This is a genomic window from Actinomadura sp. NPDC049753 (assembly GCF_040674655.1).
GTDB lineage: Bacteria > Actinomycetota > Actinomycetes > Streptosporangiales > Streptosporangiaceae > Spirillospora > Spirillospora verrucosospora.
Window position 1 is genome coordinate 12,621 of sequence record NZ_JBFARL010000037.1, and the last position, 14,750, is coordinate 27,370.

The following is a 14,750-nucleotide window of genomic DNA, read 5'->3' on the forward strand; positions in this document are numbered from 1 at the left end:
CAGAACCGTCTGCTAAGCGTCAGCGCACCGAGTCGGCCGCCAGAGTCAGGTGCCCTGGCCGCCGATGGTGGGGCCTGCCGGCCAGAGCGCTGCGAGCTCCGTGGGCGTCAACGGGTCTCGATAGGCGGCGTGGAGGACGTCCGTTCCGATGGCCTGGTCTGCCTGGGCGAGGTTGACGAACCAGTCGATTCCGGCGGGATAGGCCCACAGGTATGAGCGGAGTTGGGGGTTGGCTCCCCTGTCAGCAAGGACGTCGGCGATCGCGGCCTCGGTCGTCCAGGGCATGCGCGAACGGGCGCGCTCGGCCAGTTCGCCGATGCCGGCACCCCGGTTGAGGGCAAGGTGCAGCTCGGCGCGTACAAGCTGGTTGTAGTGGTCGAACTTGGTGCGGGCGACCATCAGCTCGTCGTCGGGGGCGATGAACAGGGGGAGCGCTTGCGCGAGCCCTTCGAGCAGCACCTGTTGCGGCGCGTGCACTGACATCAGACGCACCCAAGGGACTTCCTGGGCAGCGGCTCGGGCCGTCCAACTCGCGCTCTGGAGGCCGTGGCCGAGGACCTCGTGCAGAGCGAACTGGCGGGCGGCGACCTTGGTGAAGCCGGCGCGGCGGAGGTTGAGGCGCAGCCGGACGTCGTCCCCGGAACCGTCCAGCCAGTACGCCCAGTAGGCGTCCACCTCGGCGGTCTCGATGGTGAGGTTGAACGGCGCCAGGCTACCGGTGGCCCGGCGGACGGCGGTCTCGTAGTCCGCGGCGGCCTGCCTGATCGCGTCCGGCGCCTCGCCGGCCTCGATCGGCCCCTCGACCGCCCTCAACTCCCGGACGGTTTCCGAGCCCCACCCGACCCCGACGGCGTCGAGTGCCTGGCGGGCCTGGTCACCGCGGTAGGCGACGTAGTCGTCCCGCCACCCGGCGGCAACGCACCCTTGAGTGGCCCGCACATAGTCGCTCAGCGGCGGATGCTCCCCCAGCAGGGCGCCGAGATAGGCGAGATCGGCGGTCAGTCGTGCGGTGAGCCGGTCGGCACCGGCCTCGATGGCGCGGGCACGCAGGTCGGCCAGAGCCCGGTAGACCGCAAGACGGCTGGTCGCAGGCTCGACAGGCGCGGAGGTGGGCGCGCAATCGAAGTCGATGACGGCCACCGTCCCGCGGTCTGCCTCGTAGGCGTGCCAGCCTCGCAAGACCGTCTCGATCTCGTCGCGCAGCTCCACGAATCGCTCCCAGCACAGCGTCACGCCCGGCTCCGGCACAGGCGGCGGCAACCTGCCGCCCTTGGCGTCGGCTCCGAAACTATCCCTGGTCGAGTTCTCCGTCTCGCCGATCGCGCGGTCGACGGAACCCTGCCGGCCGCCGATTAATAACGGCGCTGGCGGAACGGCATCGACGGGTCCCTCACGGTCAGGATCAGCAAGAGCAGTCGCGCGAACATTTTCCTCTCCGGCGGTGTCACATGGGCTGAGGGGCGGGGGGCGCCGCAGCAGCCGATCCCGCACCTCCGGACAAAGCCATCGCAAATGGGTACATTTCAGGCCTTGCTATGTGTTCTCACCCGATGACGATGAGCGTCCGGCCGTATCCTCACCAATGCGGGGACGTCGATGAGTGCTGGACAAGGCCCCTGGGGACCGTACGGCGGTGGACCGCAACCCCCCGCGTGGCCGCCGCAACCGCCGGGCCGCGGGGTGCCGCCGGGCCCCTGGCAGTACGGGGGCGGCCCCCAACCGGGCTGGGGACCGCCGCCCGGACCGCCCCGGCCGCCGTCGCGCAGGCGTCGGCTGTTCCGCCTGCTCAACCCGGTCATCGCCGGACGCCAGGTGGCCAGGCCGACGCGGCCGGACCGGGTGGACGATCCGGCGGTGCGGAAGGTCCAGGTCCTGCGCGCGGTGGTCGGCCTCATCGCGGTGGCGTGGATCACCGTGTCGTACCGCGTCGCCTCGGACGCCCAGTCCCTGGCCTACCAGCGGGCCGACCAGATCGTGATGTCCGCGACCCTGCTGCCCGCCACGTTCCCGGTCGTCGTCGGCGCGTTCATCCTCGGAAGCCGTCCGCACATCCGGGCCCTCTACCTGCGGCGGACGCTGAAGCCGCTCGGGTCGCTGCTGGCTCTGGGCGGCACGGTGCTGTTCTTCGTCGTGCTCACCTCCGTGATGCCGGAAGGCGGCCTCATCGGGGACGACGAGCAGCCGTCCCCGGCCGTCTACGCGAAGCTCCTCGTCATGATCATCATCGCCCTCGTGGCGCTCTGGGCGATCGTGTTCGTGTTCTGCGGCGCCGCCGTCGCACTGGTGCACGTGTTCCGGACCGCCGACATCCACGAGGTCCTGCCGCCGATCATCGCGACCGTGCTGGTCTGGGAACTCGCGATCATGGACCTGTTCTCCCACGACTACGACAGCCTCCCGGTACCGGTGCGGCTCGCGGTGATCTTCGGCGGCCCGCTGTCGGTCACGATGGTGAGCCTCTGGGAACTCCGCCGCCTCAGAACCCGCCACAACCTCACCCTCCGGCGAGCACTAGGCCGCTGACCGCCTTGGCCCGGTGAGCGCCGTAGCCCGCTTCGGGCCGGTTGCGCGCGGACTACTGTTGCCCGTCACCGCCATCGACGAACAGCTCGCTGCCGGTGACGAAACTGCCCTGGCCAGAGGCGAGGAAGAGCACGGCACCGGCGACCTCCTCGGGACGACCGGCCCGGCCGAGCGGAAGAGCACTGCCCAACTGCCGGACGAGCCCGTCGGCCGAGGCGGCGTCGGGTGCCAAGCCGCGCAGCCCCTCGGTGTCGATCGGCGCGGCACGATCGCGTTCACCCGAACGCGGCGGCGTCCGCGGGCGAGCGGACCAGGCTCTCAACCTGACCGGTTGCAGCGAACGCCCCCGGTCGGACAGTGATGATCAACAGCTTGAGGGTGGACCGCCGGTACGGACGATTCCGCGAACGAAGGCGCAGTACCGGAGCCGGTGGTCACTGAGGCGAGCTGCAGCGGCTTCTTCACCGAAGGGAAACCACTTTTGCGGATTCGCATCGGTCGTGTCGTCGCGGGAGCAGTGGCTCTCGCTTCCGCGGCTGTCATGACGACCACCGGCAACGCCTCCGCTGCCCCCGTGGAGCAGTCGTGGTCCACCAAGGGCTCAGTGGCGTACGACCACGTGTGGCAAAGGGACGGCGTAGTGGTCTCCGTAGCCGAGCACGGAGACATCGTCAGGCTGAAGGACACCAAGGCGAACGGCCACGCGGCTTACGTCATCGTCCAGGCAGGCGACAAGGGGTACACCCTTCGCGCCGGCAAGTACGGTGACATCGCCTTCGCCAGAGCCTCCTGGGGCGGCAACTACAACCTGCCGGAGAACGTTTCGGTACGCCTCACGATTTGGGGCGATGGCGTCAAGCCTCACTACCCGAACAAGTCCTTCGTCAACGACCACTGAGCCTTCGCCTGACGAACGCCCCCACATCTGTCCTCTGGTGGGGGCGTTCGCGCTGGTAGCTCCCATGGCACGGTTGCGGCAACCCGGGTACCTGGCCTCACCTCGGCAGTGCCCTGCGCCCGTCGGCCGGGAGCACGACGTCGGCCTTTCAGACCACACGGGATCCCGCGGCTCCCGTGACGCACGCAAGAGGCCCCTTCCATGATTGGAAGGAGCCTCTGAGCTGGTGCACCCGAAGGGATTCGAACCCCTAACCTTCTGATCCGTAGTCAGATGCTCTATCCGTTGAGCTACGGGTGCCTGCCGGAAGTACTGTACCGGCTCCGGGGACCTGACCGCGAATCGGTTGACGGATGCATGGAGCCTGCAGTGTGACTTGAGTCACGGAACCCTTGGTGGGGTAGCTACGCCAAAGGGGTGATTAGGGCGGGTGTGACCTGGGAGGGTGTAGCCCGTTCGCAAGCCCAAACCCCCTGAAGGAGATTCCCCATGCGCATGTCCGCCACCAAGCTGGTCGGCGTCCTCGCCGTCGGTGGACTGATGCTCGGTTCCACGGGCTGTGGCGCGGTCGACGCCATCGCCGGCGGGAAGAAGAGGACTGCCTGCAAGAACATCGAGACCGAGCTGCGGAGCTTCTCCACCGGCGGCATGTCGATGACGACGCCGGGCGGCGCCTCGGCCACCGCGCAGAAGTTCGCGGACACGGCCTCCAAGGTCCGGTCCGAGGGACAGAGCGCCGGCGGCGACGTCGAGACCGCCGCGACCGCGTTCGCGGGCGACCTGGACGAGACCGCCTCGATGCTGCGGCAGGTGCAGTCCGGCAGCACGACCCCGCGCCAGCCCGACCTCGCGGGCATGCGGCAGCACGGCAACGACCTCGCCGAGGCCTGCGGGTTCACCGGGTTCCGGCTCGGCGGCTGACGCCCGGCGCGATCCGCTCCCGCGGCCCCGGGAGCGCGGCGCTCGGACGTGTTTCCGACTATGCTGTCGGAGCCAAGGGTCAGGCTTTGCCGGTTGGCTCGCCGAACCGGTAACCTAACCTGGGCCTGACGGCTCCTGGAGGATTCGCCTAGTCCGGTCTATGGCGCCGCACTGCTAATGCGGTTTGGGTGCAAGCCCATCCGGGGTTCAAATCCCCGATCCTCCGCCACTCCGACCAGGGACTTCGTCCAAGATTACGATCTTGAACGGAGTCCCTGTCGCGTTCCAGATGTCCGTTTCTCCTGGCCTGGTGTGCACATGGTGTGCACGGGAGGTCGGCGGAGTGCTTTCGTCGCCTGACGATGCGGGTGCTGGCCGTCTCGGCTTTGATCATCCTGCGTGTCGGCCGCGCCGGTTGCGGTGGTCCGCGAATGAGATCACGTTGGTGTCGTCGGATGGTCTCGGCTGCGACCGGCGAGGGACGACCGCCGCCACCGCTTCGGCCGCTGCCCGGGACACCTCTGGAAGTACCGAGGTGTAGGTGTCAGCCGTGAACGAGTGGCGGGCGTGGCCGAGCGTTTCGCTGATCACTTTCATGTTGACGTTGCCGAGCAGGGCGAGCGTCGCGGCTCCGTGCCGGAGGTCGTGGAAGCGGATCGGCGGCAGCCGCTCACCTCCGGTCGCCACCTCGACGGTGCGAACGGAGATCCGGTGGTGACGGGTGATCCTGTCGATGGACCAGCCCTCGACGGAGTGCTTGTCCTGGACGAGTCCGTACTTCTTGATCAGTTCCTCGAACCGTGTGGAGATCCACTGGGGACGCAGGCGTGCCCCGTCCTCCCGGGTGAAGACCCGCCCGGAGTCCACCCACACCTCGGAGCCGGCGGCGGACCTTTCACGTTCCTGAACGGCCCGCCAGTCCAGCAGTACCGAGATGGTCGCTTCGTCCAGCGCCACAGTGCGCTCGCTGGCCTCGGATTTGGTGTCGTCGTATTCGTCGCCCTGGCTCTCGGAGCCAGGGCGAGTCTCGCGGACGGTCAGCGTGCCCGTGCCCTTGGAGGTCGGTGTCCGCCCAGGCCAGTCCCGCGACCTCGGCTCGACGCAGCCCGCGGAAGGCGACCAGGTGGAAGAGGGCGTACAACCGCTCGTCCGCGATGAAGTCGAGGAAGGCGCCCGTCTGGGCGGGCGTCCAGACCATCACCGGGCCGGGCACCTTTCCGGTCTCCTGCCACCGCTGGACGCGTTCGGTCGTCCAGACAAGCGGTTCACCCGCCTCCCCCTGATTCGAGGTGTTTCGACGTGCGCGATCGGGTTCTCCCTCAGGCGCTTGGACTTCACCGCCCAGTTGAGAGCGGAGTGCAGAACCGCATGGATCTTCCTCACCCGCGCCGGGGAGATGGGTTTGGTCTGTTTGCGGCGGAGAGCCTCTCCGACCTTGAGCTGTCGCGTTGAGTACGCGCGGACCTCAAGCAAGCGCCGGAGCATCTCGCTCGGCTTCGCCCCCTCGGGGAGAGGACGGTTGATCTGCAGGATCGCCTCATACAGGGCGATCACATGCTTGTCCCTCAGGTCGACCAGCTTGAGGTGTCCCAGGCCGGGCACCAGGTAGAGCTGGACGATCTCCGTATAGTCCGCGAACGTCGAGGTGGACAGGCTCTCCTTCTTGGCCGGAAGCCAGATCGTCTCCAGGTATGCGCCCGTCTTCAGACTCCGATCGAGCTGGCGTCCATGGATCTCGAACTTGGCCAGTTCTTCCGTGAGTGCTTGCCGCGCGGCCTTCTTGGTCTTGAACGGCCCGACGGTCGGCTGTCTTCGTCGACCGCTGCTTCCTGCGGGTGCGTCGTAGCGCGCCCACCATGCTCCGTGGTCGCGGTTGACCAGCTTCGGGCACTTGCCCGCGGGATATTTCTCGCCGGTCTCGGGATTGCGGCAACCGCAGCGCTTGTAGGTCGTGCCTCGCATGTTTCCTCCTCCGGGAACGATCCCTTTCGTGGTGTCGGGGGTTGCGAGACGGCTCTGCGGGGTTGCTCTACTTGTGAGGCCGTTTCCTAGTCGGACACCACTCGAATTGCGTCGAGCTCCTCGTCGATCTCGGTGAGCGTCAGGCCGACGTCAGGGGCTTCACAGAACGCTTCGTGCCGGACAGCGAGGCCCTCGATCGCCTCACGGGCAGAGGGCGGCGGGAGGTCCCAGGGCACGGAAACGAGATAGTGGCGATCTGCAGCCGCTCGCTCACGTTGAGTCAACTACAGCCGGGTAGATCTTTTCAAGTAGAGCCTTGAAGGTTGAACACCGAGGTCAGACGCCCTGCACCGGCATGCCGAGCTCCCTCGCCATCCCGGTGCCGGGCGTCTCTCTCCGACATGCCAGCCGCCCGTGGTCCACTCGGAATCGGCGAGCAAGCCGGCTCCTGAGGTACTACGTGACGCCGAGCAACTTGCGAAGTTCCGCGGTCGGCACGCGGTAGGTGGTGCCGACTCGGATGATGCGACAGGGGAAGTCGCCACGCTTTGCCAGCTCGTAGGCGTACGTGCGGGACAGGCCAAGTGCGCGAGCAGCGGTCATGATGCTGACGACCGTGGGGAGCGTGTCGAGGTCTTTGTGCTGCATGGTCTGCATTCGGATGCCTCCGTGTCTTGGTATGTGGAGGTGGAGTGATGCTTCGCCATGGCGAACTTGTTAGCGGCGCTTGCGGCTTGGGTGAGTTGGTGCCGTGGGGCCGGCCGGTGCGGGGCGACGGGGGGGCCGTGGGTGGCAGCGGAGCCCACGGGTTGGGAAACGCGGCCATGGCGAGACGCGCTTGTGAGGGCATGGCTGCCTGTGCGGATTGACGTGGCGCGTTGTGGGGGTCGGCCGGTTTTGCTGCGCGGACCTGGGCGGTGGCTTTTCGGGCGGCGTCGGCTTGGGCTTGGCGGTGCTGGAGTCGGCGGAGCTCAGCGATGGTGTCGAGCAGGTTGATGAGGTTGGGAATCAGCAGCATCGCCGACACCACCGTCCGGTCCATGGCCCCGGTTAGCGCGAGGAGCCGGGCTGTGGTCCGCAAGGCGTTGCCAGCAGCAGTGGGGCGAGGAAGACGCCCGTAGGGTGCGCGAGCGGCGCGGTCGTAAGTGTCGGCTGCGCGGCGGAGGTGGTGGTTGCCGGTTGCTTGGGCAGCCGCGTGAAGGGCGTCGGACGCAGCCCAGCAGGCGTCCTGGCCTGCGTGTGGATTGGTGGCCAGATCGCGCCGGAGATGAGCGGTGGCGTGGGCGGCGGCACGGGCGGCGTCGTCGTAGAAGGCCTGCCGTTCCTCGACAGTGAGGTCGTCGTCGATCGTTGGCGCGGGGCCAGTGGCGGGCGAGGTCCAGCGTTGCTGGAGGCGCGTCAGTGAGAGGTCATCTGCAAGGCGGCTTCCCGCGTGCCAGGTCGGTTCTTCGTCACCGTGGTCGGTGGGGAACGCGACGGCGTAGCCGGTGATCTGAGCAGGCAAGTACTGGCTGTAGCGCGCCTTGACCAGGAGGCCGGAATTCTGAAGTCGGTCAAGGAACTCGGCGGTTGTCCGGGCTTCGTCCGCAGCGCGGCGGACGGTCGTCCGCAGCAAGGCTCGCTTCGTCCGCTCGGACAGGTGCCGTCCGTCCAGCGGACGGACGGCGGACGAGCTGAGGACCGAGCCGTCCGCACCTGTCCAGCGGTGGCGAAGTTTGGGGAGTGTCAGGTCGGAGGCGAGCTTGCCTCCCCCGTACCAGACCGGCTGCCCGTCCGCGTTCACATCACCAGGCGCAGCCACCGCATATCCAGTCAGTTCGCCGGTCGTCCGCTGGCTGAACCGCCGCTTCACCAGGACACCATCGGCCTGGAGGCGTTCGAAGAACTCGCTCTCGCTGCAGGCGCCGGCGGCCGCCGTCTGGACCTTGCGACGCAGGAGGGTACGGGCTGGCACTGGCTGACCATGGCGGACGGCCTTCTCGGTCTCGCCGCGTTTGGGACGGCGGGCCGCCGTCCGGTCCGCCGGCGCCGTGGACCGCAGCCCGAACCGCTCCTCCACCGCCCGGCACGCATCGCGCACCCGGTACCCGTCGTTCCACACCTCTGGACGGACGCCGTCCGGCCGCGCCAGCGTGGCCACGATGTGGACGTGGTCGTCGGCGTGGCGGACGGCGATCCAGCGAACGGCGTCCACGTCCCCCGTCGGCGCCAAGCCGGTCCGGCTCATGATCTCGGCCACGATCTGCGCCCACTGCCCATGGGTAAGAACCGGGTCCTCAGGCGCGGCCCGCACCGCGCAGTGCCAGACGGGCTTGCGGTAGTTCCGTTCACCGAGCAACGCCAGCGGCTGTGTCAGCAGGCCCTCCAAATGACGAAAGTCGCGGCGACCATCAGGCCCTACCCCCGGCTCCAGATCGGCCGCGTCCTCGAAGCCCGCCACGATGTGCGGGTTGTGATGCTCGCCGTTGGTGCCCGGGCCGTAGAGGTAGCGCAGCAACCCCTCGACCCGGACGCCCCGCAAGACCTTCCCGATCACGACGCAACGCTCGGGGCCAATGCCTTCACGATCACGGCACCCGCCTTCTCAACTCCTCGGCCAGGTCGTCCAGCTTGCGGACCGTCTGCGCGGCGGCACGGGCGTACCACTGGATCGTCGACGACACCTCCCCCGAATTCAGCGCGGCGACCGCCTGGTTGAGATTGACGCCGATCCGCTGCGCTTGACCACGCGCCTGCATGACGGCCTGCAGTACCTCGCGCATCTCGTTGTGCTCTGCTCGCGGCGTCCCGCTCGCCGCTGCCAGCAGCGTCAGCGCCGCCCAGGCCGCGGTCGCCAGTCGCTCACGCTCGGCCGCCCTCGACACCGCCGCGTGCTCGTCCTCCGACAACAGGACGTACAACACCCGCCGCCTCGTCTCGCCATGAGCTCGGCGGTTGCGTCGCCTCGCCATGCCCGACGAGGGCTCGCCGCACCCCTCTTCGACCATCAGCCTCCTGACCTGGGATCGCGCTCGATCTCGCCCCCATTGCGGACCGCGCCCGGTCCGCAGCCGATAACGCTTGCGTTTTCCATTTCTTGCCCTGCGCCCTGCGCCAGCGGAGCGCAGGGCAAGCGTTGGCGCCCAGCTTCTCTCATCGCCCGCGGGTTGACTACTTTAAGCATCGGCGTGTCACCCTGTCACTGAAAAACAACAAGCCGAGAGGCGGATGCGTACAGCCCGCCGGTCGGGGCGGTACGGCACACAGGGCTGAGATCCGATTCGGTGTGCCCACTCTGGGATAACGATTTGCGACCGTGTGCCGATCAGTGCGGCGATCGTCAACGTCGCCTGCGGCTGTTGGAAAAGCTGGGCTGGTCGCACCTTCGGGCGTTATGTTCAGGTTGTGACGGCTATCTGGAGCACCGATCAAAGCGGAAAGTGGCGCCTTCTCACACCGAGCGGCTATCCAGCTGAGGCAGCGTTGCACGACCTCGTCGAGCAGACTCCACAGATTCTGCCGCTGGCCGGCTCTCCGCGGATCACGGTGCTGGGGCGCGAAGTACGGCTGGGCGGCGGATATGCCGATCTTGTGGCCGTGGAGCCCTCCGGGCAGATGGTGATCGTGGAGGTGAAGCTGGCCGGGAACTCCGAGGCTCGCCGCGCGGTGGTGGCTCAGGTTCTCTCATACGCGGCATACCTCCAGGGTCTTGATGCGGGCCAACTTGAGTCGCAGGTCCTGGCGTCCCACCTGAACAAGCGCGGATTCAAAACGGTAGTGAGCGCTGTCGAGGCAGATGATCAGGAGCACTCCGTTGATCCGCAGGCGTTCGCCGAAGGGCTCGCGCAAAGCCTGGCGGAAGGCAGTTTCCGACTGGTCGTCGTCCTCGACAGCGTTCCGGATGAGTTGGCGCAGATCGTCGGCTATCTGGAATCGGTGACCCAAGGGATCGTCATCGACCTCGTCACCGTCTCGGTCTACGACGTGAACGGCGGACAGGTCCTCGTGCCCCAGCGCGTTGAACCCGCACGGCGGGACCGGGAGCTGTCCACGGCCGAGGTGACCGAGCGACAGCGTACGGTTTTAGGCTCCGAGGAGTTCCGCGCGGTCATCGCGGACGCGTCAGCCGACAAACGGGAGCTGCTCGAAAGGCTCACCCGGTGGGCAGAGGCACTGCAGCGAGACCGGCTGGTAGACCTGGCCACCTACCAGGGAAAGGCAGGGATCACCACGCTGCTCCCTCGCCTACCTGGCGATGCGGGCCTGGTGACCATCTATAAGGACACCAAATCGGTCTACCTGCAGTTCTGGCGGGGCGTGTTCGAGCGACGGGCACCCCATTCGATCCCACTCGTTGAAACGGCTCTACAGGCCACGCTGAAGCAGGGCAACGTCACCCACGAGGTCTCCGACGACCTCTTGGAGATCCTCACCAATGCTTACAAGGAGGCAGCAGGCTGAAGTTGCTCACCTGAGACCCGTCCGGCGTCCCAAGGAGCCGATGAGCGACCTCGCGGGCTTCCTGGTCGGTGTGGGCAAGAGCGGGCCTGCCATCATCGGAGCATGAGCGACTGGGAGCTGTTCCTCCAGGAGGTTTCACCTCCAACCCGGCGAGAACGTCTTAGTGGGCGAGACGCAGCCGTGGACCCGCGGATCAGCCGAAGACCTGCCTGAACTGTCCGCACTGCTCGACTCGACGACTCTCACCCCGATCCTCGTCGGAGACACGGCGTACGAGTTGCTGGCGTGGGGACCACCGGACGGTCGACGGGGATGGCTCTGCCACCCGCCCCAGGATGTGGCCGGCGGGTCTTTTCCGAAGGCGCACATGAGCTTCTGGAAGCTCTGCGGCGGAATCGTCGAGAGATTCGGTGAACCCAGCACCTGGTGGTGCAACCAGAACCAAGTGCTCACGGACCAGGCGACACGTGTACGAGTCTCAGACGTCCTGGCCGACTACGCGTGGCTCTGGGAAGGCGATGGCCTGAAGGTCTCCATCAACCCAGTTGAGTACTACGCCGTCGCCGTAGAGGCCAACGGGAACCTCACACTGGCGCATCGGGACGATGGTCGGCTCCTTCTTTTCGCACCAGACCACGCGTTCGAGGATGTCACGCCACTGGACGGTTCCCCGCCATACTCATTGCTCACGATCAATAATGTGCCCGACCTTGCGACCTGGATAGGGTATGCGCTGCGGCTTGGCGACATCAGTAGGCCGACAAATACTAGACCCCGCCGACGACCCGCGCCGTCGCCTGTCCGGTACGGGGTGCGTACCGGACAGGCGCGGCGACGGTCAGGCGTTGAGCATCGAGGCGAACGTCAGGGTGTGGATGGCGGCGAAGACGTAGGGGATCGTCCGTTCGACGACGCCGAGTTCTATGTAGGCGCGGGGGCGGCCGGCCCACTCGTCGGTGAAGAGGGCGACCGGCAAGTCGGCCTCCAGCTCGCTGATAGCGGCGAACCGGGCACGGTTGAGCGCGCGGTAGGTGCCCAGCTGGATCCACCAGGTCACGCAAAGGGTGAGGGCCGCCAGGTAGACGGCGGTCCCGGCGAAGGCGCTCTCCGCGGGGAGCGCCGCGGCCAAGCCCGCGAGCGCGGTCTGGACGGTGAGGAAGAAGGCGTTGGCGGTCGCGCGGCGGGCGGAGGTCCGGTCGGCGGTCTCGATGGCCAGTTTGTAGAGCTCGACGATGGTGTCGCGGTCGGTTGGCACAGGGCTCTCCTTCGGGGAAAGGGAGGCCCGGGGAGGGGCCACAGCGGTGGCCGCGGCCCCTCCCCGGTGTGGTCAGGCGGCTTCCGCCAGCGGGGGCTGCTCGGGCACGCACGCCACTGAGCTCTCGGTGGCGTCCTCCGGGATGTCGCGGACGTACACCTTGTCGCCGACGTCGTCGACGCGCGTGACCTCCAGGTCGATGACCTCGCCGATCTCGATCCCGCCCGAGTTGAGGTCCTGGCGCAGGTCGGGGGTCATCTGCGTGCAGTGCAGGAAGACGGGGCGGTGGCGGCCCTCCACCCTCAGCAGGACGAAGCCGCCCTCGCCCTCGGGGCGGATCCGGTGGACCTCCCCTTCCAGCCGGTCGCCGACCCGCGGCCCCGTCGCCGGCCGGGCCGCGGTGCTCCGGATCAGGTTGAGGGTCACACGGCGGCGCCGGGGGTCGATGTCGACCGTGGTCACCTCCACCTCGTCGCCGGGGGCGAGGAAGGCGCCCGCCGGCAGGCTGCCGCGCGGGATCAGGCCGTTGATGGGGCCGTGGACGCGGACGAACACCCCGGGGTCGCGGACGCTGTGCACGGTGCCGGTGAAGGCGTGCCCGACGGGGTGCTCGGCGGCCAGTTCGTTCCACGGGTTCGGCCGACCGGCGAGCAGCGTGTACTTCATCCCGCCGGTCGGCAGCATCTCGAACGCCCCGTCGACCTGGTCGCCGACCGAGTAGTGCCGGGTCATGTCGGGGATGATCCGGCCCCAGTCGACGTCCTCGGAGCCGAGGACGCCGGGGCGGCCGTCCTCGGCCCGGACGACCGCGAACTCACGGCTGACCGACACGACCCGGGCGCGGGTGGGGACGGTGCCACCGGTTGCCATCGGGATCAGGGCCATTTCCTGGGCGGGTTCCTTGCGGACGGCCTCGAGCTGGACCCGCAGTTCCTTCTGCATGGCGGCCATCTCGGCGTACCCGTAGGCGTACGGGATGTAGCGCAGTCCGCGCACGTCGCTGGGGATGTCGTCGGGGTGCTGCGCGAGGTAGATCATGCGCTTGCCGATGAGCCGCGCCGCCATGTACTCCATGGCGACGTTGGGGTTGCGGCCGGAGAAGTCGACGACGACCAGCTCGGCCTGCTGGATGGCGCGCCACACGACCCCCTGGACGGAGGCCGGGCCGTAGACGCCGTCGGCGCGGACGGGGACGAACCCCGCCTCCTGGATCGTCGTCCGGACGACGTCCTCGTAGTACCAGTCGAAGTCGAAGGTCGTCTCGTCCTCCAGGACCTTCTTGCCGAACGGCATGATGACCACGACGCGGTTGGGGATGGGCTGCTCGTCGCGGGTGAGGCGGACCTCGTGCATGGTGGTGTGGCCTTTCTGCAACTGGAGACGTTCTCGTCTCGCCTAGCCACGAAGATGCCCGGGGGAATCCCCGGCGCCGCGCGTGCGGCCGCTGAGTTTTGGGGCTATGGCGGCGCATTACTCAGAGAAATCTCAGTGGCCCGGTTATCGTTGGTTTATGGAGCGGACGAGGCCTTTGTGGACGATCGATGTCCTGGGAGCTCTCGTGGTCAGGAAGGACGGGGAACTGCTGCCGCCGCTGTCCCCGCTGCCCGCGGCCGTGCTGACCTGTCTCGCGCTCGCCGGGCGCAAGGGAATGAAGACCCCGGAACTGCTGGACGCGGTGGTCCATCCGAACGGCGGCCGGGCCATCGCGTCCAAGAGTGCACTGCACAAGCATTTCGAGACTCTGCACAAACTGGAGCTGCCCATTCCGCGTTTCGGTTCCCTGGTCACCGATGGATACGCGCTCGAGGTAGACCGGGTGCGCGTGGACGCGGCGGAGTTCGTCGACGGCGTCCGCGCGCTGCCGGCCGAGCCCACCGAGGCGCAGGTCGCGAAGCTGATCGGCTACTGGCGTGAAGACCCGCGGGCCGCCCATCCGCGGGCGCGCCGGAACCGCTGGAAGGCTGTCTTCCAGGCGCGCGCGACCTTGGTCGCTCGGATCGAGTCGGCGGGTCTGGAGGGCATGGCGGGGCTGGAGGAGTTCGTCGGGCTGTTCCCGTCGGATCCGGAGTGCGCGCCGCTGCGCGACCGGCTGGCCAGGCGCGAACGCAAGCGCCTGCTCGTCGTCGAGGACGACGTGCTGGACCAGATCGTCGGCTGCCTGGAGGCGGACGGCTACGACTGCCTGCCGGTCGGCGGTCTAGACGACTGGCACCGGCTGCTGAAGAGCGACCGCGACCGGATTCTGCGCTGCCACGGCGCGCTGGTCGACCTGCATCTGACGGAGGCGCTGAACGACGAGCAGGGGTTCGACATCGTCGAGTGGCTCCGGGACAACACCGAGATTCCGACCGCGCTGATGACGGTGGCGCCGCCGTGGGACGACCTGGACCTGCAACCACCGCTGCACCGCAACCGCTACCGGCTTGTCAGGATCGTCAACAAGCAGAAGGGGCGGCGGCTGAACCTGTCGGCCATCCGCGCTATCGCCAAGGCGCTCACCTCCGACGAGGAGGAGGACGTGTGCGCGCGGCTGTCAACCTGGCTGGAGTCGGCGTATTTCCACGCGGACCGGCGTCTGCGACGCATCCGGACCAGGGACGGCGAGAAGCGGGTGAGGGAATGCGAACGGTCGGCGGACGCCGTGCGACGGACGTTGGCTTCGAGTCCGTTGCACGAGGCCGAGCAGGCCGTACGGGCATTCGTCGACACCTGGGGCCGGGGCTGAGCCGGCGGCCCTCGACCGCGGCCCGC

At 68.0% G+C, this 14,750-nt stretch carries 15 protein-coding genes and 2 tRNA genes; 7 read left to right on the forward strand and 10 right to left on the reverse strand.

Annotated elements, in window-relative coordinates; all coding sequences use genetic code 11:
* Positions 1 to 45: 45 nt before the first annotated feature.
* On the reverse strand, positions 46 to 1,209 hold the full coding sequence (locus AB0K37_RS13045) for a hypothetical protein (protein ID WP_363979266.1): 1,164 nt from the start codon (positions 1,207 to 1,209) through the stop codon (positions 46 to 48).
* A gap of 603 nt (positions 1,210 to 1,812) precedes the next feature.
* On the opposite strand from AB0K37_RS13045, the gene AB0K37_RS13050 reads away from it, so the two are divergent.
* Positions 1,813 to 2,523, forward strand: coding sequence for a hypothetical protein (locus AB0K37_RS13050; protein WP_363979269.1), 711 nt, complete (start codon positions 1,813 to 1,815; stop codon positions 2,521 to 2,523).
* A gap of 52 nt (positions 2,524 to 2,575) precedes the next feature.
* Here the strand turns inward: AB0K37_RS13050 and AB0K37_RS13055 are convergent, their stop codons facing one another.
* A complete protein-coding gene (locus tag AB0K37_RS13055) occupies positions 2,576 to 2,845 on the reverse strand; it encodes an SDR family oxidoreductase (RefSeq protein WP_363979272.1) in 270 nt (89 codons plus the stop codon).
* 108 nt (positions 2,846 to 2,953) lie between these two features.
* On the opposite strand from AB0K37_RS13055, the gene AB0K37_RS13060 reads away from it, so the two are divergent.
* Positions 2,954 to 3,421 carry a hypothetical protein gene (locus tag AB0K37_RS13060; protein ID WP_363979275.1) on the forward strand — a complete coding sequence of 156 codons (468 nt, stop codon included), beginning with the start codon at positions 2,954 to 2,956 and terminating at the stop codon, positions 3,419 to 3,421.
* A 224-nt stretch (positions 3,422 to 3,645) separates the two neighbouring features.
* Here the strand turns inward: AB0K37_RS13060 and AB0K37_RS13065 are convergent.
* Positions 3,646 to 3,721: transfer RNA gene (locus AB0K37_RS13065), tRNA-Arg, on the reverse strand.
* Between the two features lie 189 nt (positions 3,722 to 3,910).
* Between AB0K37_RS13065 and AB0K37_RS13070 the strand changes: the two genes are divergently transcribed.
* Together AB0K37_RS13070 and AB0K37_RS13075 are read left to right on the forward strand one after the other, a co-directional pair.
* A complete protein-coding gene (locus AB0K37_RS13070) occupies positions 3,911 to 4,342 on the forward strand; it encodes a hypothetical protein (protein WP_363979278.1) in 432 nt (143 codons plus the stop codon).
* Positions 4,343 to 4,479: 137 nt separating this feature from the next.
* Positions 4,480 to 4,571 (forward strand) — tRNA-Ser (locus AB0K37_RS13075).
* A 161-nt stretch (positions 4,572 to 4,732) separates the two neighbouring features.
* On the opposite strand, the gene AB0K37_RS13080 is transcribed toward AB0K37_RS13075, so the two are convergent.
* The 4 genes from AB0K37_RS13080 to AB0K37_RS13095 form a co-directional block, all read right to left on the reverse strand.
* Positions 4,733 to 5,299: a tyrosine-type recombinase/integrase gene (locus tag AB0K37_RS13080; protein ID WP_363979281.1), complete on the reverse strand. Its 567-nt coding sequence runs from the start codon at positions 5,297 to 5,299 to the stop codon at positions 4,733 to 4,735.
* Positions 5,300 to 5,539: 240 nt separating this feature from the next.
* Positions 5,540 to 6,304, reverse strand: a complete 765-nt coding sequence (locus AB0K37_RS13085) for a hypothetical protein (protein ID WP_363979284.1) — start codon at positions 6,302 to 6,304, stop codon at positions 5,540 to 5,542.
* 86 nt (positions 6,305 to 6,390) lie between these two features.
* Positions 6,391 to 6,540 (reverse strand): hypothetical protein, encoded by a 150-nt coding sequence (locus AB0K37_RS13090; protein ID WP_363979287.1) that lies wholly within the window; start codon positions 6,538 to 6,540, stop codon positions 6,391 to 6,393.
* Positions 6,541 to 6,760: 220 nt separating this feature from the next.
* Positions 6,761 to 6,961, reverse strand: a complete 201-nt coding sequence (locus tag AB0K37_RS13095; protein WP_363979289.1) for a helix-turn-helix domain-containing protein — start codon at positions 6,959 to 6,961, stop codon at positions 6,761 to 6,763.
* Positions 6,962 to 7,487: 526 nt separating this feature from the next.
* Here AB0K37_RS13095 and AB0K37_RS13100 point away from each other — a divergent pair.
* Entirely contained in the window at positions 7,488 to 7,709 is a 222-nt protein-coding gene (locus AB0K37_RS13100) for a hypothetical protein (RefSeq protein WP_363979292.1), read from the forward strand.
* A gap of 1,162 nt (positions 7,710 to 8,871) precedes the next feature.
* Here the strand turns inward: AB0K37_RS13100 and AB0K37_RS13105 are convergent.
* Positions 8,872 to 9,207, reverse strand: coding sequence for a hypothetical protein (locus AB0K37_RS13105; RefSeq protein WP_363979294.1), 336 nt, complete (start codon positions 9,205 to 9,207; stop codon positions 8,872 to 8,874).
* 394 nt (positions 9,208 to 9,601) lie between these two features.
* Between AB0K37_RS13105 and AB0K37_RS13110 the strand changes: the two genes are divergently transcribed.
* Positions 9,602 to 10,744: a hypothetical protein gene (locus AB0K37_RS13110; protein WP_363979296.1), complete on the forward strand. Its 1,143-nt coding sequence runs from the start codon at positions 9,602 to 9,604 to the stop codon at positions 10,742 to 10,744.
* A gap of 838 nt (positions 10,745 to 11,582) precedes the next feature.
* On the opposite strand, the gene AB0K37_RS13115 is transcribed toward AB0K37_RS13110, so the two are convergent.
* Positions 11,583 to 11,999, reverse strand: a complete 417-nt coding sequence (locus tag AB0K37_RS13115; protein WP_363979298.1) for a hypothetical protein — start codon at positions 11,997 to 11,999, stop codon at positions 11,583 to 11,585.
* A 72-nt stretch (positions 12,000 to 12,071) separates the two neighbouring features.
* Positions 12,072 to 13,373, reverse strand: coding sequence for a S1 RNA-binding domain-containing protein (locus tag AB0K37_RS13120; protein ID WP_363979301.1), 1,302 nt, complete (start codon positions 13,371 to 13,373; stop codon positions 12,072 to 12,074).
* An 85-nt stretch (positions 13,374 to 13,458) separates the two neighbouring features.
* Here AB0K37_RS13120 and AB0K37_RS13125 point away from each other — a divergent pair, with 85 nt between their 5' ends.
* On the forward strand, positions 13,459 to 14,724 hold the full coding sequence (locus AB0K37_RS13125; protein ID WP_363979304.1) for a hypothetical protein: 1,266 nt from the start codon (positions 13,459 to 13,461) through the stop codon (positions 14,722 to 14,724).
* Positions 14,725 to 14,750 lie beyond the last annotated feature (26 nt).

Bases quoted from the DNA above. Each gene is read 5' to 3' on its own strand.
- AB0K37_RS13095 (WP_363979289.1), bottom strand. From the start codon at position 6,961: ATGCAGACCATGCAGCACAAAGACCTCGACACGCTCCCCACGGTCGTC.
- AB0K37_RS13070 (WP_363979278.1), top strand. From the start codon at position 3,911: ATGCGCATGTCCGCCACCAAGCTGGTCGGCGTCCTCGCCGTCGGTGGA.
- AB0K37_RS13125 (WP_363979304.1), top strand. From the start codon at position 13,459: ATGGCGGCGCATTACTCAGAGAAATCTCAGTGGCCCGGTTATCGTTGG.
- AB0K37_RS13085 (WP_363979284.1), bottom strand. From the start codon at position 6,304: ATGCGAGGCACGACCTACAAGCGCTGCGGTTGCCGCAATCCCGAGACC.